Origin of the sequence: Bacteroides sp. An51A (genome assembly GCF_002161565.1) — a bacterium.
Taxonomy (GTDB): Bacteria; Bacteroidota; Bacteroidia; order Bacteroidales; family Bacteroidaceae; genus Phocaeicola; species Phocaeicola intestinalis.
Genome location: NZ_NFIC01000004.1, coordinates 153880 through 179228 on the forward strand (window position 1 = coordinate 153880; position 25349 = coordinate 179228).

Genomic DNA, 25349 nt, shown 5'->3' on the forward strand with positions numbered 1-25349 from the left:
GTTTCTTAAACTCCCCGTTTACGTTTTCGGTAGCCATTCGGTGTCTCTCCTGTATTCTTATAAAAAGCTGCATAAAACGACTGCCGGTTCGAAAAGCCTACCATTGCGCTGATTTCTTCTACATTTTTATCTGCATAGCGCTTGTCTACCAGCAAATGCAATGCTTCTTTAATCCGGTATTCGTTCACCAGACACGAATAATTCATACCAAAACGGGAATTAATTACTGCCGATAAATAACGGGTGTTGGTCTTTAATTCCTTTGCCAAGTCTTTTGCCGAATAATTGGGGTCTTTGTACTTTTTCTGTACGACCAAAATATTCAGAACCTTATCATACAATTCATCCGCAAGTTCTGCCCGGATCATATCGCGATAGGCAGCTTCCTTAATCTTGCGTTCACGCACATTGTAAGGCTTCCTCACGGAGACTTCTTCTTTACGTTCTACTTCTTCTAGTTGATTATTTTCCCTCATCTGTCTTTTAAAATAATAAGTGTAATTTTATTGAATAGTTGCAATTATACAAATTACGTAAGTTTTTTTCTATTCTACAACATATTTAGCTGCTTATTTTTGAATTATGCCATTTTTTTTATTTATTTATGCCAATCGGGAGTAAAAAGGGAGTCAGAAGAAGTTATCGCCCGCCGGGCAGCTGGAAGTTAGAAGCTAATACTTCGGGGTTCGGTTTCAGAAGCAGGACTATTGACCTTTCTAGTAGTACCAAATTGACTTGCAAAAAAACTCTGAGGTCTTGCCATCTAAGGAAAGGTTGTGAAAAATCTCGTGTACATCCATGTGAACGTTTCCGGGATACTTTACTTCGTTACCAATGACAAATGATTTTTTGCTATTCATGATGTTCCTATCCGACACACCGGAAAAACGGCTTGTAAACATGAAAGTGAAAAAATAATCAGCAATTCCGCGCATTCCGACTTCAAATTCGCTTAACTTTGTACCCTGATATGAATACAGAAATGCTTAAGACACTCAAATCTTATTTCGGATATACCAGTTTCCGACCGTTGCAAGAAGATATCATCAACTGCATCCTGCAAAAAAAAGATACCTTGGTACTGATGCCTACCGGCGGCGGTAAATCACTCTGCTACCAGATACCGGCATTGCTGATGGAAGGAACCGCCATCGTAGTCTCTCCGCTAATCTCCTTGATGAAAGACCAGGTAGAAGCCTTACAGAACAACGGTATCATTGCACGTGCCTTGAATAGCACCAACGATGAAACCAGCAATGCCAATATCCGTTTCGAGTGCCGGCAAGGCAGGGTAAAGCTGCTCTACATCTCTCCCGAACGGCTGTTGACGGAAATCAACTACCTGCTGAAAGACATCCGTATCTCACTTTTCGCCATTGATGAAGCCCACTGCATTTCACAGTGGGGACATGATTTCCGTCCTGAATATACCCAACTGAAAACATTGCGTGAACAATTTCCGCAAATACCTGTGGTAGCACTGACTGCTACTGCCGACAAAATAACACGGCAAGACATCGTGAAGCAACTGGCAATGCGTGACCCACAGATATTCATATCATCTTTCGACCGTCCGAACCTAAGTCTTGACGTAAAACGGGGCTATCAGCAGAAAGAGAAGATACGTACCATCGTAGACTTCATCAGCCGCCATGCCGGAGAAAGCGGCATCATCTATTGCATGAGCCGGAACACAACTGAAAAAGTAGCAGAAATCTTGGAAGGATACGGCATATCCACTACTGTCTACCATGCCGGATTGAGTGCAGCTACACGCGATGCGGCTCAAGAGGATTTCATCAACGACCGTATACAGGTGGTATGCGCTACCATTGCATTCGGAATGGGCATTGACAAATCAAACGTACGCTGGGTCATCCATTACAATCTTCCGAAAAGTATCGAAAGTTTTTATCAGGAAATAGGACGTGCCGGACGTGACGGACTGCCCAGTGACACTTTACTGTTTTATTCTTTAGCAGACATTGTGCTACTTTCACGTTTTGCCTCAGAAAGCGGACAACAAGAGTTGAACATGGAAAAATTGAAACGTATGCAACAGTATGCCGAAGCGGACATTTGCCGCCGGCGTATTCTGCTGAACTATTTCGGCGAAAGCATGGACCACGATTGTGGAAATTGTGATGTATGCCGCAATCCTCCTCAGCGTTTCGACGGAACCATCTTGGTGCAAAAGGCACTAAGCGCCATAGCCCGTACTGACCAACAGGTGGGTACAAGTACCTTAATAGACATACTGAAAGGGGCTGCAACAGCAGATATCATCGAACGCGGATACGACAAGCTGAAAACCTATGGAGCCGGACGAGATGTACCGGCACGCGACTGGCAAGACTATCTGTTACAAATGTTGAACCTGGGATATTTTGAAGTGGCCTACAACGAAAAAAATCATCTCAAAATAACAGAGACAGGAAAAAAAGTATTGTTCGGGCACGAACGTGCACAATTAGTAGTTATCAAACGAGAAGAATTCCTCTCTCACGAGAAGCGTAAAAGGAAGAAAACGGCGTCACACATTACTCCCGTACAACCGGAACCTACAATGTTTGAAGATGAAAACCTCCAGCTGTTCGAAGCCTTGCGGGCACTTCGCAAAAAACTTGCCGACCAACAGGCTATCCCTGCCTACATTGTCCTGTCGGATAAGGTACTTCATTTGCTAGCCTCTTCCAGACCTACTACCATCGATGCCTTTGGAGAAATAAGCGGCATTGGCGAATACAAGAAAGAACGTTATGGGAAAGAATTTATCGAAGTAATCCGACGGTTTAGCTGATAACGTTTTAGAAGCTGTTTTGAATTTATCGTGCGATGATTTGGGATGAGTTTTTGAGGCATTTTCGCTTCTGTGATGAGGAAGATAGCGGGCTATCTGACGAAGAACAGGAGCGAAAAGGACCCAAAAATCGCCCAAAGCACACACGAAAACGGATACATCAAGCCAAGAAAAACTTTTTGGAGAAATTCAAAACAGCTTCTTAATAAGAGCCCGATTTCTATCCCTACTGCCAAACAAAAAATGCGGAAGCACTCCGACACCCGATTAACGATAATCTTTGTGTCACCGTGCTTCCGCATTCTATTTATTGCGTATAAAGCTGCAGCTTATTTGCAATTACCGGTACAACGTGGTTTGATTTGTTTAAAGAAATCATTTCCCTTGTTATCCACCAGAATAAATGCCGGGAAGTCTTCTACTTCAATCTTCCAAATAGCTTCCATACCCAGTTCTGGATATTCCACACACTCGATGCTCTTGATGTTGTTCTGTGCCAGGATAGCAGCAGGACCACCGATAGAACCCAAATAAAAACCTCCGTGTTTCTTGCAGGCATCGGTTACAGCCTGGCTACGGTTTCCTTTAGCAAGCATAATCATACTACCTCCATGACTCTGGAACAAGTCCACATACGGGTCCATACGTCCTGCTGTAGTCGGTCCCATTGAGCCACAAGCCATTCCTTTCGGGGTCTTTGCCGGACCAGCATAATAAATCGGATGGTCTTTGATGTATTGCGGAAGGTCTTCACCTCTATCCAGACGTTCTTTCAACTTGGCATGAGCGATATCACGTCCTACGATAATCGTACCGTTCAATGACAGGCGGGTTGCTACCGGATATTTGTCAAGTTCGGCAAGAATTTCTTTCATCGGACGGTTCAAATCTATTTTAACCGCATTTCCTTCTCCTGCCTGACGCAATTCTTCCGGAATCAGTTCGCCTGGATTCGAATCCAGCTTTTCAATCCAGATACCGTCTTTGTTGATTTTACACTTGATGTTACGGTCGGCCGAACAAGACACTCCCAAGCCTACCGGACAAGAAGCACCATGACGAGGCAAACGGATAATGCGTATATCGTGTGCATAATACTTACCACCGAACTGTGCACCCAATCCAATATTATGAGCTTCTTCCAATACTTTCTTTTCCAACTCCACATCGCGGAAAGCGCGTCCGTATTCATTGCCCGTAGTAGGCAGGTTGTCGTAATAATGGGTAGAAGCCAATTTCACCGTAAGCAAATTCTTTTCGGCAGAAGTACCGCCAATGACAAAAGCGATATGATAAGGAGGACAAGCCGCGGTACCCAGCGTTTTCATCTTTTCTACCAGGAACGGAACCAACGTAGCAGGATTCAGAATTGCCTTGGTTTCCTGATACAAATAGGTTTTATTGGCAGAACCTCCACCTTTGGTTACGCACAAGAATTCATATTCCATACCTTCGGTAGCCTCAATATCGATTTGCGCCGGAAGATTGCAACGGGTATTCACTTCTTCATACATGCTGAGTGGCGCATTTTGCGAATAACGCAAGTTGTTTTCGGTATAAGTCTTATACACTCCCAGTGACAATGCTTCTTCGTCGCAATAACCGGTCCATACCTGCTGGCCTTTTTCTCCGTGAATGATTGCCGTACCGGTATCCTGGCAGAAAGGCAATACACCTTTGGCTGCCACTTCGGCATTGCGCAAGAATGTCAGTGCTACATACTTGTCGTTTTCGCTTGCCTCGGGGTCGTGCAAGATTTTTGCCACTTGCTCGTTGTGTGAACGGCGCAACATAAATGAAACATCGTGGAAAGCGGCATTTGCCATAGCTGTCAGACCTTCCTTTTCCACTTTCAGAACAGGTTTTCCCTCAAACTCGCTTACAGAAACATAATCTTTTGTAAGCAGATAGTATTCAGTAGTATCCTTACCTTTTTCGAACATCGGCTGATACTTGAATTCTGGAGTTGTTGCCATAATCGATAAGATATTAATTGTTAGTTATTACGTGTGAGCAAAGTTACAAAGTATTATTGAAATATTTCCTTAAATAAACGAGTTTTTCAAGTTTCTACAAAAAGTTTTTCTCGTCTTGATGTTTCCGTTTTCAAAAGAGTTTCTGAAATTCACTCGCTTGCCCGAAGCAAGTCTTTCATCAGCACATCGGTTCCTGGGAAACCGGTGTATTGGTCTTGCAGCTTGCCATCATAGCTGATTACCAGATAACCCGGTATGGCTTTTATGCCATACGTCTGACACAGGTAATCCCATTGTTCTTTTTTCAGGCGATAATGTACTCCTTTGATATCCGTAATAGCCGTCTTCCACTCAGCTTCAGGTGAAGAAGGTCCGGTCAGATAGATATACACGATATCTTTCGATGCCAGTTTTTTCTTTAAATCGCGAATGGCAAACATGCTCTTCCGGCACGGTCCGCACCATGTTGCCCAAAAGTCTATCAAGACAGCTTGTCCCCGGTAAGAAGAAATGATAGACGGCAGAATATCCGCCCCCGATACATTCTTGTCCAGTTCGGCTATCACAAAACTCTTGTTCGATTGTGCCAAAGCAGCTTGCGCTTCAAGAGCCTCAGCCCTTTCCTTGACATATTTCTGAATTTCAGGCTGAGTTATGGTTTTCATCAGCTCCTTGTCATCGGAAGAGAACCTATGTTCTTTCACAAAGTTCTGATATACCTCACGTGCTTTCTTCACATCTTCCCACAAGTCTACCACCTGTCCTTTATCGCGCTCCATATATTCCAGGTATGTGGTATAGTCGTATCCGTAACGGAAATAGGGCGACTTCACGATACCCGGCATCGCTCCTTTTTTCCCCAGTACTACCAGTTCATTCATTTTCAAGTTCAACAAGACATACTGACGATAAGCTTCTCCCACTTTTTTATCATCCTGTAAATTACGCTCATACCTGTCGTAATGTCCTTTTACGAATTCATTGAACTTGTCTGCCGACTGCTCAGAAGCCATGAACTTAAAATCCGGGTCTTCTTCCATTGATAACGGATAGCCCCACGTAGCCAACTCATCATTCAGGTTCGCCATACTTCCATCGAACCATGCCTTTTGCTGTTGTCCGTACTTTTCCTTCAACAGGTGGGAAGCCGACATGCTCAACCGAGGCAGATGGATATATACCGTAGTTTCTTCGCCCGGCACAAGGAACATATCCAGTTGTGCTTTGTTTATCTGCAATTTGGCTCCCCCTGCCAACAACAAGTCGGTTTCGATATGGAAAGAACCATCCTGACGTATACGCACGGTTTGCCCCCACTCATTATAAAACAACCAGTCGGAATGCCGAAAGACAACTTCCAATTCCATCGAGGGGTTGTAACCCAAGATATAACCGTTGATAACCGCCTTGCCCGATTTCAATTGAGGTTGAGGCAAAGTGCGGCTTTGTTCGAAACGTCGAGTCTGTAAGAAACTGGGTACGTATACATACGGCTCTATTCCCGTCAGCTGTACTCCATAGATGGTCCACCCCTCGTCTTTTTCCACAAAATCTACTGTATGTATACCCTGGGGTATCGGAGCAAACGACAAGATAATATCCATTTTTCCAGAATCCGGAATCCGTTCGGGAACCGTTTTCCCATCGATAGACACATGAGCAGCCTCGCGCAAAGGAAACTCTTGCTTGCCACTCCGCAAACAGGTATTCGATGAAATGACCGCCACTTCACCCGGCCTGCCATACAAAACAGCATCTACCTGTGTCTGTTCATCGGTCTGAATGATTTTCTTGATTTCTATCTTCGACGTGGTAGCAGTCACAAAACAGGGATTGGTAACATCTCTTTTCCGATAATTTTCAGCCTGTGCCGTCAAGGCAATACAGCCCAACAAACACAATATCCAGACATACTTTTTCATAATACACTCCTCCTTATCTTTATTCATACATCACGCTTCATTTTCATTCAACAGCCCCTTGAGCCTGTCAATCAATTCATTGCCCAAGGCTGTCTTAACCTTGATGTGTTCCAGAACCGCCGTTACAAACGGATTGCTTTCGAACACCCCCCTCACTTGTTCAAAGTCGAGCTGTTGTTCCGTCTTGCTTCCATCGGCACCGAAGCCTGTCATCGAAGTCAATGAAAACTCCTTTTGGGCATCTTCGTATACCATCCGGTCCAGCCACACCACAGACTCTTGCCATTGCCGTACGATAGCCACAATATCCCGGGCAGTCACCTTGTCGGCCTCCAGATGATAAAAGTCCAACATTTTCTCGTAAGCCCATGTCCATTCATACGTATAATAACAAGCATGCATTTCGGCAAAACGCTCGTGCATCTGCTTCACCGTGCACAATGTTCCAGCCTCGATTTCACTCATCACCCGTTCTATCTCGCTCTTAGGTGCTATCAGTCCCGAGACGTCCACCCATTCGCCCTTTCCTATGGATGTATCGGGCACAAGACGTTGACGAATTTCCTCGTCGCTCCGGAAACGAATGTTTTCAAGCCGCTTGATGACCGAATTTCCCAAGAACTTATGAATGGCAGTTTCGTAAAACCTGATTCCCTTGTTCAAGGCCGAGTTCTTGATTTTGGCACTTTGGTATGCATAAGTTTCCGATGTTTCGCCCGATACTCTTTCCAGTTCTTTCAGGATTTCACGCCCCTTCATCATTTTCTGAATGGTGTACGGGCTGAGCAAGTTGTAATTAATCTGGTCCAGCTTCATCGGGTCTTTGCGCAAATCACGTTTCGGCCACTTCTGCGCATCGCGAATGGTTCCTACACTCCGTAAGTTAACTCCAGGAACCAGATAAGTCGTATTCTTGTCCTCTATCAGATAAGAGAAAGGAAGATTGGACGTATCCGGATGATTGACATGGCGACCCATTACCAAAGAAAAGGCTCCGATGCGTGCCGGCCACAAGACATACGAATCGGAAGTGGTTTTTGCACCACGCTCCAAAGCACCTTGGTGAATCGGTCCCAGCTTATACATGTGATTGCTCTGGTTAGACCCAGAGCCTGCATTCATAAACGAAAACATTCCTGCTATCAACAGGGTCGACTTATGATGTGTCACCGTAAACGGTCCGGCAAAAATGGCACATGCTTCGCCGTTTTCTTCTTGACAATTGCTGAAGAAAAGTGAGTCGGATGCCGAATAGTTGTGCCCCATCCGGCAGGCTTGCCCCACAAAACAACGGGTTATCATCGTACCGTCTTCGATGTGGGCACCGCTCGACACGATGAAATCATCACATACCACACCATATCCGATATGTACCGGGTCAACAGCATTGCTATTGATGGAACCATTTTTCAACCGCCCGGCCCCTTCTATTTCACAACAATCACCGATACGTACATTCTTAATGTACCCAGCATTGACAATTGTCACATGGTTTCCGATGGTTCCCCGCTCGGAGGCATGTTCTTCAGCGTATCCCTCTATTACCGCTTTCATACGCTCTATCAACAACGGCCGGTGCCGGTACAATGCCATAATATATGCCTGATGTGCGGAAAGATGGTCGTGTATCACCACCTCACGCCCTCCAGTTTCATTCAGTACAGAAACCTCCACGCCATTGCCGAAGCGCGATTTCTTGTCCACCAAAATGATGTCGACATTCTCGATAAACGTCGATTCTCCGATATCATAATTGGCTATATAATTCTTTACGTTCTCTATCAGGCAATTGTCGCCTACCGTTACATTGTGCAATACCACGTACGACAGTCCGGCATGCTTGCGTACCCCTCCAGCCAACTGGAACTCACCCTCGAACACTCCCAGGCGTATCTTCCCCGAGAAACGGGCGTGATGTACATGTGCGGTAGTAAATCTTTCCGCCACCTGCACCTCGTTCCAGTCAGCAGCTGTACAAGCCTGTACTTCCAGCCTGCCGATTTCTTCTTTTGTCAGCGAACGATAGGTATTCATAAGCTGCTCTCCTCATCGTAAGTCTGGTAAAGAAAATCATTGTACGGATACTTCTGCACATGCAGTTCCCTTACCTTGTTATATAATATTTTCTTCAACTCCTCCAGATTGGTCTTGTTTCTGGCAGAAATGAAAATACAGTTATCATTCAGTTTTGCCATCCAGGTATGCATCAGTTCATCCAGTGTAATATTCTCCTTGGTTTTCGGGGTCAGGTCGTCTTCGGCTTTCTGTACATACGTATAGGCATCTATCTTGTTGAACACAATCATCGTAGGCTTACCGCCTGCCCCCAGTTCGGCTATCGTCTTGTCCACCACCTGTATCTGTTCCTCGAAGTCGGGATGCGAGATATCCACCACATGTACCAGCAAGTCGGCTTCGCGCACTTCATCCAACGTCGACTTGAACGAATCGACCAAATCGGTAGGCAATTTACGGATAAACCCTACGGTATCCGAAAGCAAGAAAGGCAAATTATCAATAATCACTTTGCGCACAGTCGTGTCCAGCGTTGCAAAAAGTTTGTTTTCGGCAAACACTTCACTCTTGGCAAGCAGGTTCATCAGCGTAGATTTACCCACGTTGGTATATCCTACCAACGCGACCCGAATCAGCCTGCCGCGGTTCTTGCGCTGGGTAGACTTCTGTGTATCAATCTCCGCCAGACGCTGTTTCAGCAGCGACATACGGTTCAAGATGATACGGCGGTCCATTTCCAGCTGCGTTTCACCCGGTCCGCGCAGCCCTACCGAGCCTTTACCTCCTCCTGCACCGGAACCACCCCCCTGGCGTTCCAAGTGTGTCCATAACCGTTGCAGGCGTGGAAGCATATATTTGTATTGTGCCAGTTCCACCTGTGTCTTGGCATTGGCTGTCTGCGCCCGCATAGCAAAGATATCCAGAATCAGCGAAGTGCGGTCCAAGATTTTCACTTTCAATTCATTCTCGATATTCCTTATCTGTTTGGCAGACAACTCGTCATCGAATATGACCATCCCGATTTCGGTCTCTTCGTTTTCGTTCTGTTCTTGCAAATACGCCTGTATTTCCTGTAGTTTTCCTTTTCCAACGTAAGTTACCGAATTGGGCGTGTCTAGCTTCTGCGTGAAACGTTTTACCACTTCCGCACCTGCCGTTTCGGCAAGAAAAGCCAGTTCGTCCAGGTATTCATTGGTTTTTCGCTCGTCTTGCGACTGGGTTATCAAACCCACCAGCACAGCCTTTTCGGTCTGTGCTTCAGATATTACAAATTCTTTCATCCAGCTTCTTATTTCAATCAACGCAAATATAAAGAGATTTTCTATATAAACAAAGTACTGACGGAACCTTATCAAGACAAAATTCTTTTATTTTAGAAACTGTTTTGAATTTCTACAAAAAGTTTTTCTTGGCTTGATGTGTTCGTTTCGTGTGTGCACGATAAATTCAAAACAGTTTATTGCCTGACGAAATTTCGTAAATATTCGAACCAATGCCTACTGACTACCGCCTTTCCGGATAGTATCATTGCAAGATGCAGCCGGTTGCAGAAGCCTGCGGATAGAGGTGCGTCGGCAAACGCATATAGGTTCATCCGCTGTAAGATTATTAATCTTCAGGCTGCAAGATTATTAATCTTACAAGCGGAAGATTATTAATCTTACACCAGACGAAGCTATCTGAGTTGAGAAAAGAAGAAAATAACAACAGCCTTTTAAATCATCTGAATATGATAAAATACAGTTTATACTTTGCGCGGTATAAGTGCCAGCATTACCGGCCTATGCCCGATTATTCCTCTGCAGAGAGCAACAACTGACAATCGACAATATCAAGCCAGCGACCGAACTTAAATCCGACCTCCTGAAAACGTGATACCTGTACGAAACCCAGATGCTCGTGCAGGAGAAGACTGGGATGATTGTCGGCTGTAATACAAGCTATCAGCGAGTGAATGCCGGCTTGTCTGCAGTCGTCAATAAGACGGTTCATCAGGCGTGTGCCGATGCCTTTGCGCTCTTCACCCGGAGCAACATAAACCGTAGTTTCGAGGGTACGGGCATAGGCTGCCCTTTCTTTCCACAGATGGGCATAACAATATCCTGTGACTTGCCCGCCAGACTCTTCGACATAATAGGGATAACGGGAAGAGATGGAGAGAATGCGATTGCGTATTTCTTCCTCGCTTACAGGTTCCAGTTCGAAAGTAGAGGTAGTATGCTCGATATAATAATTATAAATGCCGGCTATGGCACGTGCATCTTGAAGGGTAACTTTTCTCATCTGTAGGTTATTGTTTATTGCTGATTATATAAAGAAAGCGATAAATCTTCTCTTTTTCTATGCAAAGGTAGTGCTTTTTATTTATTTTTGTACAGAAAAGAGAATAATGCTTATGAAGACATTCCGGAACCTGATATTAGGGTTTATTTTACTTTCCGTGCTTTCATGCGGGAGAAAACAACAACCTGTATTACCCCGACAGGAGATGGCAGAACGCCTGTTAATGGAAGCAGACAGCCTGATGCGTGCAGACTCGGCTTTCTGGTTGGCCGCTGTAAATCGTACTCATCCGGCCATATGCCGATACGACTCAGCAATCAGGAAGAAACTGGACAACGCAATGCTGATGTGTCCGGCACTGAAAAAGGTATATCTGACGAAATTGGTCTACCTGGTGCGCAGCTGGAAACCAGACGAGATATTATTGCTTTTGCGGAAGATGGCAACCAATGTGCCCGACTCTATAGCTGCAGATATGTGGAGTTTGAAGGCTGTCCTGGAAGACAGGGCAGGCTTCCGCGACACGGCAAAGCATGATTTCCGGAAAGCAGATTCGATTTATGAACTGACATTGCGACATTATGCTAAAGAGCAGCGTGACACTATGCAATATTCGGCAATCCGTGTAATGAAAGCATTGAATCTTTCTTTGCTGTATGATAACTTCCAGCTTTTACAACACGAATTGGAATTATACAGACGGGTGTACGAAACGCCCTTGGATGGTTGGGAAGTTTTATATACAATAGAAAGCAAAGAACAGTACTACCGGTTTGTGTTTGGAAACTGAGAGCCTGTTTATACCATGCACGATATGAAATGGTGCATTCCGCGCAAAGTATACAGAGAATGCCTTGCGCGGAATGATATTCTCATCAGTATCCGAAGATTTCTTCGGTAGTCAGACGTTTGACAGGACCGATTTTCTCAAGTGATTTGATATCCAGTTCTTTTTCGTTCCCCAGAATGATGTAGCGGTAAGGTTTGCCTGCCATCGTTTCCTGTTCGAAACGGACTATGTCATCCATTGTGAGCGAAGGAACGGTATTGTAAATCTTTTCATTGATATCATAGTCGATGCCCTTGTCTGTGGCGTTGAGGTAAGCATTGATGATATTCATCTTGGTGGTACGCGCAGTAGCAAGACGTTTCAGAAGTGCCTGCTTGGCAAGGTCGAATGCCTTACCTGCTTGCGGTATTGTATCGATAATCTGATTGAATGTGCGTATGCAGTCCATCATCTTATCATTTTGCGAAATGATGAATGTCGTGGCATATTCAGGTTTATCCTTATAAGCAGGAGTAACATAGCTGGCTCCTGCGCTATAGGCCAGCCCGCGTGCTTCGCGTAATTCCTGGAATACGATTGTGTTCATGCCACCTCCGAAATATTCATTAAACAACGCGATGACAGGTTGCCGGTCAGCATTCCACGGATGGTTCTCGTTATGATATTGCATCATATAGATGTTTTTCGCATCGTATGGAGCAATGAAAACTTCGTTAGCCGGAGTCGGCTGCAATGTGTAAGGCTTTCCAACGGGAGCATCAGCAAGGATTGCTGCGGTTTTATGATAGCGGTCAACGGATACAGTCACCTCGTCAAGATTCATCGGACCGTAATAAAGCACAGTATGTTTGTAGTTGCTGAGGTTTCGAATCAAGTCAACCAGTTCTTGCGGGTCGATTTGTTCAAACTCCTGTGCAGAAGGGATGTTACGTACCGGATTGTAGGCACCATATACACTGTATGCCTGAAGTGCACTGAAATTATTCTGCTGGTCGAGTTTATTGTCGGCACGTCCTTTCATCTCCAGAGCCGCATACTGGGTAAATGCTGCTGTATCCACCTGTGCATGAGCGATGAAGTCTTCCATCAACGCCATGGCTTTTGTCATGTTTTCGGAAAGGCCACGCAAAGCGATGCTGCTTTTTTTAGAACCTATGCTGATATCGAAGTCACATGCCAGTTGATAAAATTTCTGTTTGAGTTGTTCGGCACTTAGCTTGTCGGTCCCCAGGTAATCCAGGTAATCGGCAGCATAAGGCAACCATTTGTTCCATTCTTCTCCACAATCGAAATAATAATTAAGTGAAAAACGTCCGTTTTCATTATTCTTCACATAGAGTACAGGCAAGCCATTAGACGTCATTCCTTTGGTCAGGTCTTTGTCGAAGTTGACAAATTTGGGCTGTATCGGTGCTGTTTCCGCATTTACAATCTCAGTCACGAATGCACTTTGCATATCCCGGTTGGTAGGAATGGGCGTGATTTGCGGTTTGTCTATTTTCTTGATAGTAGAATCGTTTCCGATACGTTTGTACACAGTTACATAATTGTCACGGAAATGACGGTTGGCAAAATCGATTATCTGTTGTTTGGTTATTTTCGAGATGCGATCCATTTTACCAGTCACATCACTCCATTTCTGGTGGTTGATAAATGCGTTGACAAACAGGTCAGCACGTCCTTCGTTGCTTTCAAGGGTAGTATAGAAAGAAAGTTTTTTATTGTTCACCACGGCTTGAATCAAGTCTTCATCGAAGTCGCCTTTCTTCAGCTTGCCGATTTCATCAAGGAGTAAAGCTTTTACTTCATCAAGCGATTGTCCTTCCTTGGGAAATCCGGCTACGACAAAGCCTGAATACTCGGCAAGCGGAAGGGTAAAGGCACCTCCTCCCAGCCATTTCATCTGCTGGTCGAGGTTGAGGTCCATCAATCCTGCCTTGCCATTACTGAGCATGTCAGCTATTACATCAAGAGTGTCGTTTTGAAACGAAGCAGCCTTATCAAACTTCCATGCCATATAGACGCGTTCGGCTTCTTGTCCTACAACTGTTGTATCTTTCGGCATAGTGCGGTCGGGTATCGGGGCATACTGGGGTTGAGAAAGGGACGGATTAGGCTGCCAAGTACCGAAATATTTATCAAGAGTAGCGATTACCTGATCGGGGTCGAAGTCTCCCGCCATACAGATAGCTACGTTATTGGGCACATAGTAACGGCGGAAATAGTTCTTGATGTTTGTGATTGAAGGATTTTTCAGATGCTCTTGTGTACCGATAGTGGTTTGCGTCCCATAAGGATGCCCCGGAAAGAGCAGGGCCATCAGTGCATTGAACAATTTATCCGTGTCACTTCCCAAACCTATGTTATACTCTTCGTATACAGCTTCCAGCTCTGTATGAAATCCACGGATAACCATATTCTGGAAACGGTCTGCCTGAATACGCGCCCAGTTTTCCACTTCATTTGCCGGAATGTCTTCTATGTAACAAGTCACATCGTTGCTGGTATAGGCATTAGTCCCCACGGCTCCAATGGCAGACATCAGCTTATCATATTCGTTGGGAATAAAGTACCGGGCTGCAAGTTGTGAGATACTGTCTATCTCGTGGTAATATGCACGGCGCTGATCCGGGTCTTTCAAGGTTCGGTATACTTCGAAATGTTTTTCTATAGCATCAAGAAGAGGAGCTTCTTTATCTATGTCAGAAGTGCCGAATTGGCGGGTTCCCTTGAACATCAGATGTTCCAGGTAATGGGCAAGTCCCGTGGTTTCAGGCGGATCATTCCGGCTTCCTGTACGTACGGCAATGTAGGTTTGAATACGTGGTTTCTCGTCGTTGACCGACAGATAGACTTTCAGCCCGTTGTCCAAAGTATAGATACGGGCATTCATCAGATCGCCTTCCACAGTCTGATACTGGTATTCCTTTGCCATAATAGGCAGCCCGAAGGCAAGCAGGAATACCCCAAGCACTGATTTGAATTTGTTCATACTTAAATAGATTTAATAGTTCTGTTTGCTTTGATTTTAAGAAACTGTTTCGGATTTCTTCAAAATAGTTTCTAAATGTTTCTGCTGTCCACTCCCCACATCATCTTTTCCCGAAGTGTGTTGAAAAATGAATGATGACACCGTTTGACAATGCGTACGAAATAGTCGGCACGACGAATACGCAAACGGGTGCCCTCACGACAAGTTTCACTCCGTCCGTCTACCGAAATAAGGAAGTTATGGTTCCGGCTTTCCACATCGAGTATGATTTCCCACTCGTCACGTATCACAATGGGGCGGATATTCAAACTATGCGGAGCTACGGCTGTAAGACTGATGGTACCGCTTTGTGGAACAAGAATAGGGCCTCCCACGCTGAGAGAATATCCGGTAGAGCCGGTAGGAGTAGCTACGACCAGCCCATCTGCCTGATAGGTACATAACAGTTCATTATTGATATAAGCGTGTATGGTAATCATTGACGAACTGTCTTGTTTAAGTACGGCAATTTCGTTTAAGCCGAAAGGATACCCTTTCAGGACATAATTGTCAGTATGGAGCTGCAATACTCTTCGTGGTTCGGCAAGGTATTTCCCTGCATAGATTTCATCGAAGGCTTCCTCCATCTGGTCGGGTGATACATCGGCAAGAAACCCCAGCCTTCCGGTGTTGATTCCCAAAATAGGGATTTCTTTTTTACCTACCCGGCTTGCCGCACGCAGAAAAGTCCCATCACCTCCGATACTAAGCACCATATCGGCATTGAAATCATTTCCTTGAAATACCTGCAGGCCTTTCAGATTGGCTTTTGTATGTTGCTTGAGAAAATCGAAAAAGTCATTACTGATGCATATTTCGGCTTTTTTGCTCCGTAAAATGTCGAGCAGGTGTGTGACATGTGCCGATTTATGCTCTTGGTATGTATTCCCGAAAAGGGCGAATCTAAGAGTCCGTTGCATATCTTGTAGCTTTTTATCAATCTTTATTCAGTAAAGTAAGCAGGTTGTCCGTATTTTCTGCTAACTTTGCACTTTGTTGACGCAAAGATAGAAAAATAAATTGAAAACAATTAATATTATGGTAACTATGACATTGTTGGCGGCGGCACAAGCCGTTGCAGACACATTGGCGGGAGCGAATCCGGTACTTACCCCAGTTGCATCGGGAGAACCGGAAATGAATTTATGGGATATGGCCTGCAAAGGCGGATGGATAATGATTGTATTGGCAGTGATGTCGGTAATAGCCTTCTATGTATTTTTCGAGCGGGCTTTTGCTATCCGAAAGGCATCAAAAGACGACCCATTGTTTATGGACCGTATCCGGGATTATATCAAAACCGGTGAAATAAAATCTGCAATCAACTATTGCCGGATGGTAAACACACCTTCGGCACGGATGATAGAAAAAGGTATTACGCGCATGGGACGTCCGGTTTCGGATGTACAGGCAGCTATCGAAAATACAGGCAACATCGAAGTAGCCAAACTGGAAAATGGCCTGGCGATTATTGCTACCGTGTCGAGTGGGGCTCCGATGTTAGGCTTTTTAGGAACAGTAACAGGTATGGTACGTGCATTCTGGAATATGGCTAATGCTGGTAATAACATTGATATCACTCTGCTGTCAGGCGGTATCTACGAAGCAATGATTACTACAGTAGGAGGTCTGATTGTGGGTATTGCAGCGATGTTTGCCTACAATCATTTGGTCTATCGGGTAGACAAAGTGGTCAGTCAGATGGAAGCCCGCACGATGGCCTTTATGGATCTATTGAACGAACCCGACGAAAACCGATAGGCTTATGGCACTGAAAAGAAGACAGAAAATATCACCCAGCTTCAGTATGTCATCCATGACCGACCTTATCTTCCTGTTGCTGATATTTTTTATGATTACTTCTACGATGGTATCACCCAATGCTATTAAGGTCTTGTTGCCTCAAGGATCTGAGCAGACTTCGGCAAAACCGATGGTACGGGTGATTATCGACAAGGATCTGAATTATTACGGAGCATTCGGCAATGATGACGAAATGCCTTTATCACTTGATGAGGTACCTTCGTTTTTGCAAGAATGTGCTTCTAAAGAACCGGATATGTATGTGGCTTTGTATGCCGATGAATCAATCCCTTACCGTGAAATTGTACGGGTATTGAACATTGCTAATGAAAATCATTACAAAATGGTGCTCGCTACACGGAGACCAGATAAAGAATGAATTACAGGAAACAAGGCGACAAGGTGACAAGGCAACATGGTGACAAGGTTTGAACGGCTTTACTAAGGTATTTAAGACTTTGCCAACCCGTCAACTTGTTAACTTGTCAACTCGTCAAACTTGTCAACTTAAAACAACAGAATCGTGAAACGAAGCAAGTTAATCGGACTTATAGGAACAGTGGTGTTGCACGTGGCAATCCTTGTATTCTTGTACCTGTACGTGCTGACGCTTCCTCCCAAACAAGAAGAGGGAGGAGTGCCCGTTATGCTGGGCAATACTGAGACAGGAGAAGGAGATGCCGACCCTTATACCCTGACAGAGGTAGACTTGTTGCCGCAGCCCGAAACAGCAGAACAGGAAGCATCTTTACCTGATGGTGGAGATGACTCTCCGTTGATAACCCAAGCCGATGAGCCTTCCTTGCAAGTGAAAAAGGAAGAGCCCCGTCAGGAGCAGAAACAAAAAGAAACATCTGACGTAAAACCCAAAAAAACTACAGAACATCCAAAGCCGAAAGAAAAAACCGAAGCAGAGAAGCGTGCCGAAGCAGAACGCGCTGCGGCACAGGCGGCTTCCAGTAAAGTGGCCGGAGCTTTCGGAAAAGGCTCCAAGATGGGAAGTACCGGCAATGGTAGTGGTGAAGGAATGCAAGGAAGCCCTACAGGGAATGGAAAAGAAGGAAAGACTTCGGGCGTAGGTGCCTCAGGAGTATTCGATTTAAACGGCCGGTCACTGGGGACTGAAGGATTGCCTTTACCGGCTTACAATGTACAGGACGAAGGACGTGTAGTGGTTACAATAGTCGTTAACCCGGCAGGAAAGGTTATCAGTACACAAATCAACAAGCGTACCAATACTGTAAATCCTACTTTACGCCGTGCCGCGGAAGAAGCTGCACGACGGGCACAATTCAACCGGGTAGACGGTGTAAATAATCAGTCAGGAACAATAACTTATTACTTTAAATTGAAATAAGCGTATGAAATCGATTTGTATTTTTTTAGCTGAGGGCTTTGAAGAAGTGGAAGCTCTTTTCCCGCTCGATATTTTGCGTCGTGGCGGTCTGAATGTAAAAACCGTATCTATAATGGGAGAACCGACGGTAAAAGGTGCCCATGGTGTACCTGTAGTTGCCGATTGCCTGATAGAAGATTTGAAAGAAGAAGATATTGAGATGATTGTATTGCCGGGAGGACTTCCTGGTGCCACTAACCTTGATGCACATGCAGGAATAGACAAACTGGTCCGTAATTTTGCTACAGCCAGCAAACCACTGGCAGCTATTTGTGCAGCTCCGATGGTATACGGAAACCGAGGCTTACTGAAAGGGAAAAAGGCAACTTGTTATCCGGGCTTCGACAAATACCTGGACGGTGCTGAGTATACCGGCAATATGGTAGAAATCGCCGACAACTTCATTTTGGGAAAAGGCCCTGCCGCTGCATCAGCTTTCGGATTTGCCATTCTTGAAAAAATGGCCGGAGCAGCCAAAGTGGCAGAAGTAAAAAATGGAATGCTTTTCGCTGAATGAAAAAATACATAATAATTGTTGCCGGAGGAAAAGGTTTGCGCATGGGAGGAGAAATCCCCAAACAATTTCTTCCTATTAAAGGGAAGCCTGTATTGATGCGTACGCTGGAAACCTTTTCCACTTGCGATGAGACTATCGAACGGATTGTAGTGCTTCCGGTAGACCAACAGGACTACTGGAGGCATTTGTGTAAAATCTATGGATTTACACTTTCTCATCGTATTGCCAATGGCGGAGAAACCCGTTTCCATTCAGTTAAAAACGGGTTGGCACTGGTAGAAGATAATGCATTAGTCGGTGTACACGACGGAGTACGCCCTTTTGTGTCATCCAAGGTCATATCGGAGTGTTACCGTATGGCAGAAGTATCAGGAGCAGCAATACCTGTAACCGATGTTGTAGAAACACTGCGTCAGGTTACAGAAAATGGAAATAGCCAGACAGTTCCACGCAACTGCTATAAGCTGGTTCAGACCCCTCAGGTTTTTCTTTCTTCGTTATTGAAACAAGCTTATTCCCAACCTTACACATCGTGTTTCACGGATGATGCTTCGGTGGTAGAAGCTTGGGGACATCGGGTAGAACTGGTGGAAGGAAACCGGGAAAACGTTAAGCTGACAACTCCGTTTGACCTGAAACTGGCAGAAATGATATTAAGTTGACAAGATTTTATACAATGTACGGTCGGATTTTTGCATTTTCATGACACATTGCATAGATCTTTGTCAACGTGCAGACTTGTGACCTAAAAATGAAAGAATATGCTTGATTTGTCTACGCGTGATATCAAGTTCTTGCAAGGGGTGGGTCCCCAGCGGGCAACTTTGTTGAATAAGGAGTTGAATATCTGTTCCTTTAAAGACTTATTGTATTATTTCCCGTACAAATACGTAGACCGCAGCCGTTTGTATTACATTCACGAGATAGACGGAAACATGCCCTATATCCAGTTGCGTGGACAAATCTTGAGTTTCGAAATCTTAGGTGAAGGAAGGCAACGACGTCTGGTCGGACATTTTTCCGACGGTACAGGTGTCGTAGATTTGATATGGTTTCAAGGTCTGAAATATGTTGAAGGCAAATACAAAGCACACGAGCCTTACATCGTGTTCGGCAAACCAACCGTATTCAACGGGCGCGTTAATATCGCTCATCCCGACATCGACCCTGCCGATGAGTTAACTTTATCCACAATGGGACTTCAGCCATATTACAATACGACTGAAAAGATGAAACGGAGCAACCTTAATTCGCATGCGATAGAAAAGTTGATGAAAAACCTGTTTGCCGTACTTCGGCATGAGGAATTTGAAGAAACCTTGAGCTCCCGGCTGATAGAACAACACCGTCTGATGCCGTTGACAGAAGCTTTGCACAACATTCATTTTCCGCAAAATCCAGAATTGCTCCGCCGGGCACAATATCGTTTGAAATTCGAAGAGCTCTTTTATGTACAACTGAATATCTTACGCTATACGCAAGAACGACGAAACAAATTCCGTGGACTGATATTCGGCAAAGTAGGTGATATCTTCAACACCTTTTATGCCCAAAATCTTCCATTTCAACTTACTGGTGCACAAAAGCGGGTCATTAAGGAAATGCGCCGCGACATGAAAAGCGGCAGACAGATGAACCGTCTGCTTCAAGGTGATGTGGGAAGCGGGAAAACCTTAGTAGCACTGATGATAATGTTGATAGCCCTTGATAACGGTTATCAGGCATGCATGATGGCACCTACTGAAATTCTTGCCAACCAACACTATGAAACCATTACCCGTTTTCTGCAAGGAATGTCCGTCCGGGTAGAATTACTCACGGGAAATGTAAAAGGGAAACGCAGGGAAACGATTTTACGCGATTTAGTGACAGGCGACATACAGATACTTATCGGTACACACGCTGTAATAGAAGACACAGTAAACTTTTCTTCATTAGGGCTGATAGTCATTGACGAACAGCATCGCTTCGGAGTAGCACAGCGCGCCAAGTTGTGGCGAAAGAACCTGTGCCCGCCTCATGTACTGGTAATGACCGCCACTCCGATACCCCGTACACTTGCCATGACCCTTTATGGTGACCTTGACGTATCGGTCATTGATGAACTGCCTCCCGGTCGCAAACCCATACAGACTATTCATCAGTTCGATAACCGGCGGGCTTCGATGTATACTTTCATCCGCAAGCAATTGCAGGAAGGCAGACAGGCATATATCGTTTATCCCTTGATTCAGGAAAGTGAAAAAATGGACATCAAGAATTTGGAAGATGGCTACCTCCACGTGTGTGAAGCATTTCCCGAATATAAGGTAAGCAAAGTACACGGTAAAATGAAAGTAGCAGAAAAGGAGGAAGAAATGCAACGTTTTGTAAATCACGAAACGCATATTCTGGTAGCAACGACGGTTATCGAAGTAGGTGTAAACGTTCCGAATGCTTCGGTAATGGTCATCGAGAATGCCGAACGTTTCGGTTTATCCCAATTACATCAGTTAAGAGGACGGGTAGGACGTGGTGCCGACCAATCATATTGCATCCTGGTAACCGGTTATAAACTGACAGAAGATACCCGAAAACGTATCCAGATAATGGTGGATACGAATGATGGTTTCGAGATAGCAGAAGCCGACCTGAAGTTGCGGGGACCAGGCGATTTGGAAGGGACACAGCAAAGTGGAGTAGCATTCGATTTAAAAATAGCCGATATTGCCCGAGACGGCCAGCTCCTTCAGTATGTACGCGAAGTGGCAGGACACCTGCTTGAAGAAGACCCGCAAGGCATACACCCTGAAAACGCTATCGTATGGCAACACCTGAAAGAACTCCGGAGTAAAAATGTAAACTGGTCGGTAATTTCATAATAAAAGTGTCCGGGACCGACAGCTTTTCGGGCCGATTTACCTGTTATTCCCAAATTCTAAAGAAACCCGTAAAAGCCCTGCCACAAAATTATGCTTGTTATGATGAATAATGTGTAAAGCAGGCTGAACAGAAAGCCAGGGAGTCAGGTGACAGTGAAGAGTACATTCAATGTCTGTTTCATCACCTCCGGAAAAGAGAAGACGATTGAACACAATACCGGCAGTCATATCGTTCCTGGCAATGCGGTTCATCACCAGTCCGCCTCCCCAATATCCGTTACAGGGAACGTAACGCCGGGTCATAGCTGCCCCTTGTCCTAACAGGACCAATTGCGATTTGCCCACCATCAGCAAAGGCTGCTCCAGCAAAGCCCAGAAACCAGTTTCCCGCTCGTGCACGCTTCTGTCTTCAGAAGGTGTTTTCCCATATACATACCCTATTGTATAGTTTGCAGCCTGCTCGCCTTTCGAAGGTATTTCGTATGAAATGCTTCCCATGGTAAATATACCATCGCCAGACGGACAAAAACGGAACTGACGGTCGAAATCATCACTCGCCACACCATTATAAACACTCGCTTTCAACGTTAACCGACTGACAGGAAGATACTCCAGATGAACACCCATAGCTCCTAACGGAAATGTAGCAAGCGGATAATTCAATGAAAGAATGGGATAATCGGCATCTGCAGCTCCTGTAAACAAACCGGTAGCAGGTGTAGTGAAATAATCGGCATCAACGTTACGTAAACCTATAGAGACAAAAAAGCATTCGCCAAAGGACTGACGCAGAGAAGCCTGCATCAAACGAAAAGGACGGTTCTCATCGGTATAGATATTCGACAAACCTAAGTTATCATCATCTACAGCACCGCCTGTTTGCCAAGTTGCAATTGCCATACCTTCGAATGAGGCACCTTTCCAAAGTCCGACATCCACTCCCACTTCCAAATAATTCACCCATGACGTGTTTCCACTCGTCATATTCCATTCACCTTCAGTCATGGCAGTCAAATTCCAACCGACACGAGAAGAAACCGGTGTTTGAGCCCGGACACCAATCACACACAAGCAGGCTGCCAGCCCACATAAGAATCGATACATAGGTTCTTTTTTAAAGTTGATCAACTATTATCCCCTGTAGAATAACACCAATCGACACATTTTGTTCAATGAATTCCTCATATTTTCAAAAAACAGAGATAATCTTCTTTCCGATATCTGTACTACGCTGTAATAACTCCTTATTGCCAATCAATACGGAATTCATATTTTGTTTTTTCTTGCGGTGCAAAGATAATGAATTTATTCGTATTTTTGCAACATCATGATAGATCAAGCCACCATAGACAAAATAATGGATGCCGCCCAAATAGTAGACGTGGTATCTGAATTCGTCACACTCCGGCGCCGGGGAGTGAACTACATCGGACTGTGTCCTTTCCACAACGAAAAGACACCATCGTTCAGCGTATCGCCCAGCAAAGGAGTATGCAAATGCTTCAGCTGCGGAAAAGGAGGAAATGTGGTGCATTTCATCATGGAACATGAACAACTCTCCTATTACGAAGCATTGAAATGGCTGGCAAAAAAATACAATATCGAAATCAAAGAACGTGAGCTGACTGACGAAGAAAAACAGGCACACAGCTTACGCGAAAGTTTATTTGTAGTCAACCAGTTTGCTTCCGAATACTTTCAAGACATTTTATATAATAACATTGACGGGCAGCGCATCGGCATGACCTACCTGCGAGGACGTGGATTCCGTGATGACATCATCAAGAAATTCCAACTTGGCTATAGCACCGACAACCGGGATGCGCTGGCACGTGCTGCACTGCAAAAAGGATACAAGGAAGACTTCCTGGTAAAAACCGGACTGTGTTACCGCAAGGAAGACGGTACCTTACGCGACCGCTTTTGGGGACGTGTCATTTTCCCTGTACATACGATTTCCGGAAAAATCGTAGCTTTTGGCGGACGCGTACTCAGCGCCGCCACCAAAAATGTACAGATGAAATATGTCAACTCGCCTGAGTCAGAAATCTATCACAAAAGCAAAGAACTGTACGGCATCTTTTTTGCCAAGCAGGCTATCGTGCGCCAAGACCGCTGTTTCCTGGTAGAAGGCTATACCGATGTTATTTCCATGCATCAAAGCGGCATTGAAAATGTGGTAGCCTCATCGGGCACGGCACTTACATCCGACCAAATCCGATTGATTCACCGTTTTACGAACAACATTACTGTCCTTTATGACGGTGACGGAGCCGGCATAAAGGCTAGTATCAGAGGTATTGACATGCTGCTGGAGGAAGGGATGAATATCAAAGTATGTTTGTTGCCGGACGGAGATGACCCTGATAGTTTTGCACGCAAGCACAATGCTACCGACTATCAAGCATACATTAACGACCATGAAGTAGACTTCATCCGTTTCAAGACCAACCTACTGCTGGAAGAAGCCGGAAAAGACCCTATCAAGCGCGCTGCATTGATTTCAAGCATTGTAAAAAGCATTTCGGTCATTCCCGATGCGATTGTACGTTCTGTATATATCCGCGAATGCAGCCAATTGCTGCAGATGGAAGAAAAGATACTTATCGAAGCCACTTCAAAACTGATAGAACAGGCACGCGAAACAAAATTCAAGGAACAACAACGTAAAAAGGAGCGCGAACAGCGGATGACTGAAACTCCTGCGGTTCAGCCTTCTGTTCCTGATACACCGACAAACGAACCACAGGCAACAGATACAACTCCTGACCTAAACAACAGTACCCCTCTTCCACCCGAACCAACTCCCGCAAATACGTACACTTCGTACATTCCGGCAGAAGGCAACGAGCAAAAAGTATTCTATGCCAAAGAAGAAGACCTGGTACGGATGCTTATCCGCTATGGCGAAAAAACAATGTGCTATATAGAAAACAATGAAGGTGAACAAGTTCCTTATACGGTCATTGAATGCATTGCGACAGGATTGAAGGAAGACGAACTGCAATTCCATGACCCCATACACCGGCAGATTTTACAAGAATGTGAAGCACACCAACACGACCCTAACTTCATAGCCGAGCGACATTTTATCGCCCATCCTGACCCGAATGTCAGCAAATTGGCGGCAGACTTGGTGAACGACCGTTATCAATTGAGCAAATACCACTCGAAAGGACAAAAAATCGTAACGGATGAAGAACGTCTCTACGAATTGATACCCCGTTTGTTGCTTGACTTCAAGCTTTCCATTATAGAAGAAGAAATGAAAAATACCCTGCAGGCACTGACCGATCCCATCGTAGCCCAGGATTCGCAACGTTGCATGGAAATCATGAAACACTATAAGGAACTGCAAGAAACTCAAAGCATAATGGCGCAACAGGCAGGCGACCGTGTAGTGCTGAAATTATAAACTTAAAGCAGCATTCATAAAAAAAGATATCCTCATGTGCCAATTTATAAACTCTAATGACGTATTCGCAAATCCGGACAACAAGGATTATATCTGCTACAACGAGGCATTTTGCACAGCATTATCAGGGTACAGGTATTTAGAAGCTGTTTTGAATTTCTCCAAAAAGTTTTTCTTGGCTTGATGTATCCGTTTTCGTGTGTGCTTTGGGCGATTTTTTGGTCTTTTTCGCTCCTGTTCTTCGTCAGATAGCCCGCTATCTTCCTCATCACAGAAGCGAAAATGCCTCAAAAACTCATCCCAAATCATCGCACGATAAATTCAAAACAGCTTCTACAAAGTATAAGATGAATGTCCGCAAACAGCCAATATATACCCCTGAAAAATGAATATATACTGCATACGCGGTTGAATATATACTGCATACGCCTACGGATATATACTTCATCAGCAAACGCAGTAGTACTGCGTTTGCAACTCAGCCGAATCGGCTAATTGCGGAATTCATAAAGTATAATAAAATAAGGAATGAAGCAGAA

Annotated in this window: 20 protein-coding genes; 10 read left to right on the forward strand and 10 right to left on the reverse strand. The window is 44.8% G+C overall.

The features are described from left to right. Window positions 1-5: 5 nt before the first annotated feature. Window positions 6-476 (reverse strand): helix-turn-helix domain-containing protein, encoded by a 471-nt coding sequence (locus tag B5G04_RS08965; RefSeq protein ID WP_022041322.1) that lies wholly within the window; start codon window positions 474-476, stop codon window positions 6-8. A 506-nt stretch (window positions 477-982) separates the two neighbouring features. Between B5G04_RS08965 and recQ the strand changes: the two genes are divergently transcribed. After that, window positions 983-2800, forward strand: coding sequence for a DNA helicase RecQ (gene recQ, locus B5G04_RS08975; protein WP_087247681.1), 1818 nt, complete (start codon window positions 983-985; stop codon window positions 2798-2800). A 35-nt stretch (window positions 2801-2835) separates the two neighbouring features. Beyond that, window positions 2836-3006: a hypothetical protein gene (locus B5G04_RS19790; RefSeq protein ID WP_158098033.1), complete on the forward strand. Its 171-nt coding sequence runs from the start codon at window positions 2836-2838 to the stop codon at window positions 3004-3006. A gap of 123 nt (window positions 3007-3129) precedes the next feature. Here the strand turns inward: B5G04_RS19790 and B5G04_RS08980 are convergent, their stop codons facing one another. The 5 genes from B5G04_RS08980 to B5G04_RS09000 all read right to left on the reverse strand — a co-directional run bounded on the left by B5G04_RS08980 (window position 3130) and on the right by B5G04_RS09000 (window position 10997). Further along, entirely contained in the window at window positions 3130-4776 is a 1647-nt protein-coding gene (locus B5G04_RS08980; protein ID WP_022041320.1) for a fumarate hydratase, read from the reverse strand. A 149-nt stretch (window positions 4777-4925) separates the two neighbouring features. Next, on the reverse strand, window positions 4926-6698 hold the full coding sequence (locus tag B5G04_RS08985) for a TlpA disulfide reductase family protein (protein WP_087397090.1): 1773 nt from the start codon (window positions 6696-6698) through the stop codon (window positions 4926-4928). A gap of 30 nt (window positions 6699-6728) precedes the next feature. Next, window positions 6729-8732 carry a DUF4954 family protein gene (locus tag B5G04_RS08990; RefSeq protein ID WP_087396902.1) on the reverse strand — a complete coding sequence of 668 codons (2004 nt, stop codon included), beginning with the start codon at window positions 8730-8732 and terminating at the stop codon, window positions 6729-6731. Then, entirely contained in the window at window positions 8729-9994 is a 1266-nt protein-coding gene (hflX, locus tag B5G04_RS08995; RefSeq protein ID WP_022041317.1) for a GTPase HflX, read from the reverse strand. The genes B5G04_RS08990 and hflX overlap by 4 nt, the downstream gene beginning before the upstream one ends. Before the next feature lie 511 nt (window positions 9995-10505). Next, on the reverse strand, window positions 10506-10997 hold the full coding sequence (locus tag B5G04_RS09000) for a GNAT family N-acetyltransferase (RefSeq protein ID WP_022041316.1): 492 nt from the start codon (window positions 10995-10997) through the stop codon (window positions 10506-10508). A 112-nt stretch (window positions 10998-11109) separates the two neighbouring features. Between B5G04_RS09000 and B5G04_RS09005 the strand changes: the two genes are divergently transcribed. Further along, window positions 11110-11787: a hypothetical protein gene (locus B5G04_RS09005; protein WP_143270452.1), complete on the forward strand. Its 678-nt coding sequence runs from the start codon at window positions 11110-11112 to the stop codon at window positions 11785-11787. A gap of 85 nt (window positions 11788-11872) precedes the next feature. On the opposite strand, the gene B5G04_RS09010 is transcribed toward B5G04_RS09005, so the two are convergent. Together B5G04_RS09010 and B5G04_RS09015 are read right to left on the reverse strand one after the other, a co-directional pair. Next, window positions 11873-14779 (reverse strand): M16 family metallopeptidase, encoded by a 2907-nt coding sequence (locus B5G04_RS09010; RefSeq protein ID WP_087207253.1) that lies wholly within the window; start codon window positions 14777-14779, stop codon window positions 11873-11875. Window positions 14780-14850: 71 nt separating this feature from the next. Next, window positions 14851-15738 (reverse strand): NAD kinase, encoded by an 888-nt coding sequence (locus B5G04_RS09015; protein WP_087207251.1) that lies wholly within the window; start codon window positions 15736-15738, stop codon window positions 14851-14853. Window positions 15739-15856: 118 nt separating this feature from the next. Between B5G04_RS09015 and B5G04_RS09020 the strand changes: the two genes are divergently transcribed. The 6 genes from B5G04_RS09020 to recG all read left to right on the forward strand — a co-directional run bounded on the left by B5G04_RS09020 (window position 15857) and on the right by recG (window position 21395). Then, complete coding sequence (locus tag B5G04_RS09020) at window positions 15857-16579, forward strand: MotA/TolQ/ExbB proton channel family protein (RefSeq protein ID WP_022041312.1); 723 nt, start codon at window positions 15857-15859, stop codon at window positions 16577-16579. Between the two features lie 4 nt (window positions 16580-16583). Beyond that, a complete protein-coding gene (locus B5G04_RS09025; RefSeq protein WP_022041311.1) occupies window positions 16584-17000 on the forward strand; it encodes a biopolymer transporter ExbD in 417 nt (138 codons plus the stop codon). A 144-nt stretch (window positions 17001-17144) separates the two neighbouring features. Then, window positions 17145-17978, forward strand: coding sequence for a TonB family protein (locus tag B5G04_RS09030; protein WP_022041310.1), 834 nt, complete (start codon window positions 17145-17147; stop codon window positions 17976-17978). Window positions 17979-17982: 4 nt separating this feature from the next. Continuing rightward, window positions 17983-18534, forward strand: coding sequence for a DJ-1 family glyoxalase III (locus tag B5G04_RS09035; RefSeq protein WP_087207245.1), 552 nt, complete (start codon window positions 17983-17985; stop codon window positions 18532-18534). Next, window positions 18531-19196 carry a 2-C-methyl-D-erythritol 4-phosphate cytidylyltransferase gene (locus B5G04_RS09040; RefSeq protein WP_022041308.1) on the forward strand — a complete coding sequence of 222 codons (666 nt, stop codon included), beginning with the start codon at window positions 18531-18533 and terminating at the stop codon, window positions 19194-19196. The genes B5G04_RS09035 and B5G04_RS09040 overlap by 4 nt, the downstream gene beginning before the upstream one ends. Before the next feature lie 99 nt (window positions 19197-19295). Further along, on the forward strand, window positions 19296-21395 hold the full coding sequence (gene recG / locus B5G04_RS09045; protein ID WP_087207243.1) for an ATP-dependent DNA helicase RecG: 2100 nt from the start codon (window positions 19296-19298) through the stop codon (window positions 21393-21395). A 36-nt stretch (window positions 21396-21431) separates the two neighbouring features. Here recG and B5G04_RS09050 read toward each other — a convergent pair whose 3' ends face one another. Then, a complete protein-coding gene (locus B5G04_RS09050) occupies window positions 21432-22499 on the reverse strand; it encodes a carbohydrate porin (RefSeq protein WP_087396906.1) in 1068 nt (355 codons plus the stop codon). A gap of 223 nt (window positions 22500-22722) precedes the next feature. Here B5G04_RS09050 and dnaG point away from each other — a divergent pair, with 223 nt between their 5' ends. Beyond that, complete coding sequence (dnaG, locus tag B5G04_RS09055; RefSeq protein WP_087207241.1) at window positions 22723-24810, forward strand: DNA primase; 2088 nt, start codon at window positions 22723-22725, stop codon at window positions 24808-24810. 96 nt (window positions 24811-24906) lie between these two features. Here dnaG and B5G04_RS09060 read toward each other — a convergent pair whose 3' ends face one another. Further along, window positions 24907-25119 carry a hypothetical protein gene (locus B5G04_RS09060; protein WP_158098019.1) on the reverse strand — a complete coding sequence of 71 codons (213 nt, stop codon included), beginning with the start codon at window positions 25117-25119 and terminating at the stop codon, window positions 24907-24909. Window positions 25120-25349 lie beyond the last annotated feature (230 nt).

Bases quoted from the DNA above. Each gene is read 5' to 3' on its own strand.
- B5G04_RS08965 (WP_022041322.1), bottom strand. From the start codon at position 476: ATGAGGGAAAATAATCAACTAGAAGAAGTAGAACGTAAAGAAGAAGTC.
- recQ (WP_087247681.1), top strand. From the start codon at position 983: ATGCTTAAGACACTCAAATCTTATTTCGGATATACCAGTTTCCGACCG.
- B5G04_RS19790 (WP_158098033.1), top strand. From the start codon at position 2,836: ATGATTTGGGATGAGTTTTTGAGGCATTTTCGCTTCTGTGATGAGGAA.
- B5G04_RS08980 (WP_022041320.1), bottom strand. From the start codon at position 4,776: ATGGCAACAACTCCAGAATTCAAGTATCAGCCGATGTTCGAAAAAGGT.
- B5G04_RS08985 (WP_087397090.1), bottom strand. From the start codon at position 6,698: ATGAAAAAGTATGTCTGGATATTGTGTTTGTTGGGCTGTATTGCCTTG.
- B5G04_RS08990 (WP_087396902.1), bottom strand. From the start codon at position 8,732: ATGAATACCTATCGTTCGCTGACAAAAGAAGAAATCGGCAGGCTGGAA.
- hflX (WP_022041317.1), bottom strand. From the start codon at position 9,994: ATGAAAGAATTTGTAATATCTGAAGCACAGACCGAAAAGGCTGTGCTG.
- B5G04_RS09000 (WP_022041316.1), bottom strand. From the start codon at position 10,997: ATGAGAAAAGTTACCCTTCAAGATGCACGTGCCATAGCCGGCATTTAT.
- B5G04_RS09005 (WP_143270452.1), top strand. From the start codon at position 11,110: ATGAAGACATTCCGGAACCTGATATTAGGGTTTATTTTACTTTCCGTG.
- B5G04_RS09010 (WP_087207253.1), bottom strand. From the start codon at position 14,779: ATGAACAAATTCAAATCAGTGCTTGGGGTATTCCTGCTTGCCTTCGGG.
- B5G04_RS09015 (WP_087207251.1), bottom strand. From the start codon at position 15,738: ATGCAACGGACTCTTAGATTCGCCCTTTTCGGGAATACATACCAAGAG.
- B5G04_RS09020 (WP_022041312.1), top strand. From the start codon at position 15,857: ATGGTAACTATGACATTGTTGGCGGCGGCACAAGCCGTTGCAGACACA.
- B5G04_RS09025 (WP_022041311.1), top strand. From the start codon at position 16,584: ATGGCACTGAAAAGAAGACAGAAAATATCACCCAGCTTCAGTATGTCA.
- B5G04_RS09035 (WP_087207245.1), top strand. From the start codon at position 17,983: ATGAAATCGATTTGTATTTTTTTAGCTGAGGGCTTTGAAGAAGTGGAA.
- B5G04_RS09040 (WP_022041308.1), top strand. From the start codon at position 18,531: ATGAAAAAATACATAATAATTGTTGCCGGAGGAAAAGGTTTGCGCATG.
- recG (WP_087207243.1), top strand. From the start codon at position 19,296: ATGCTTGATTTGTCTACGCGTGATATCAAGTTCTTGCAAGGGGTGGGT.
- B5G04_RS09050 (WP_087396906.1), bottom strand. From the start codon at position 22,499: ATGTATCGATTCTTATGTGGGCTGGCAGCCTGCTTGTGTGTGATTGGT.
- dnaG (WP_087207241.1), top strand. From the start codon at position 22,723: ATGATAGATCAAGCCACCATAGACAAAATAATGGATGCCGCCCAAATA.
- B5G04_RS09060 (WP_158098019.1), bottom strand. From the start codon at position 25,119: ATGATTTGGGATGAGTTTTTGAGGCATTTTCGCTTCTGTGATGAGGAA.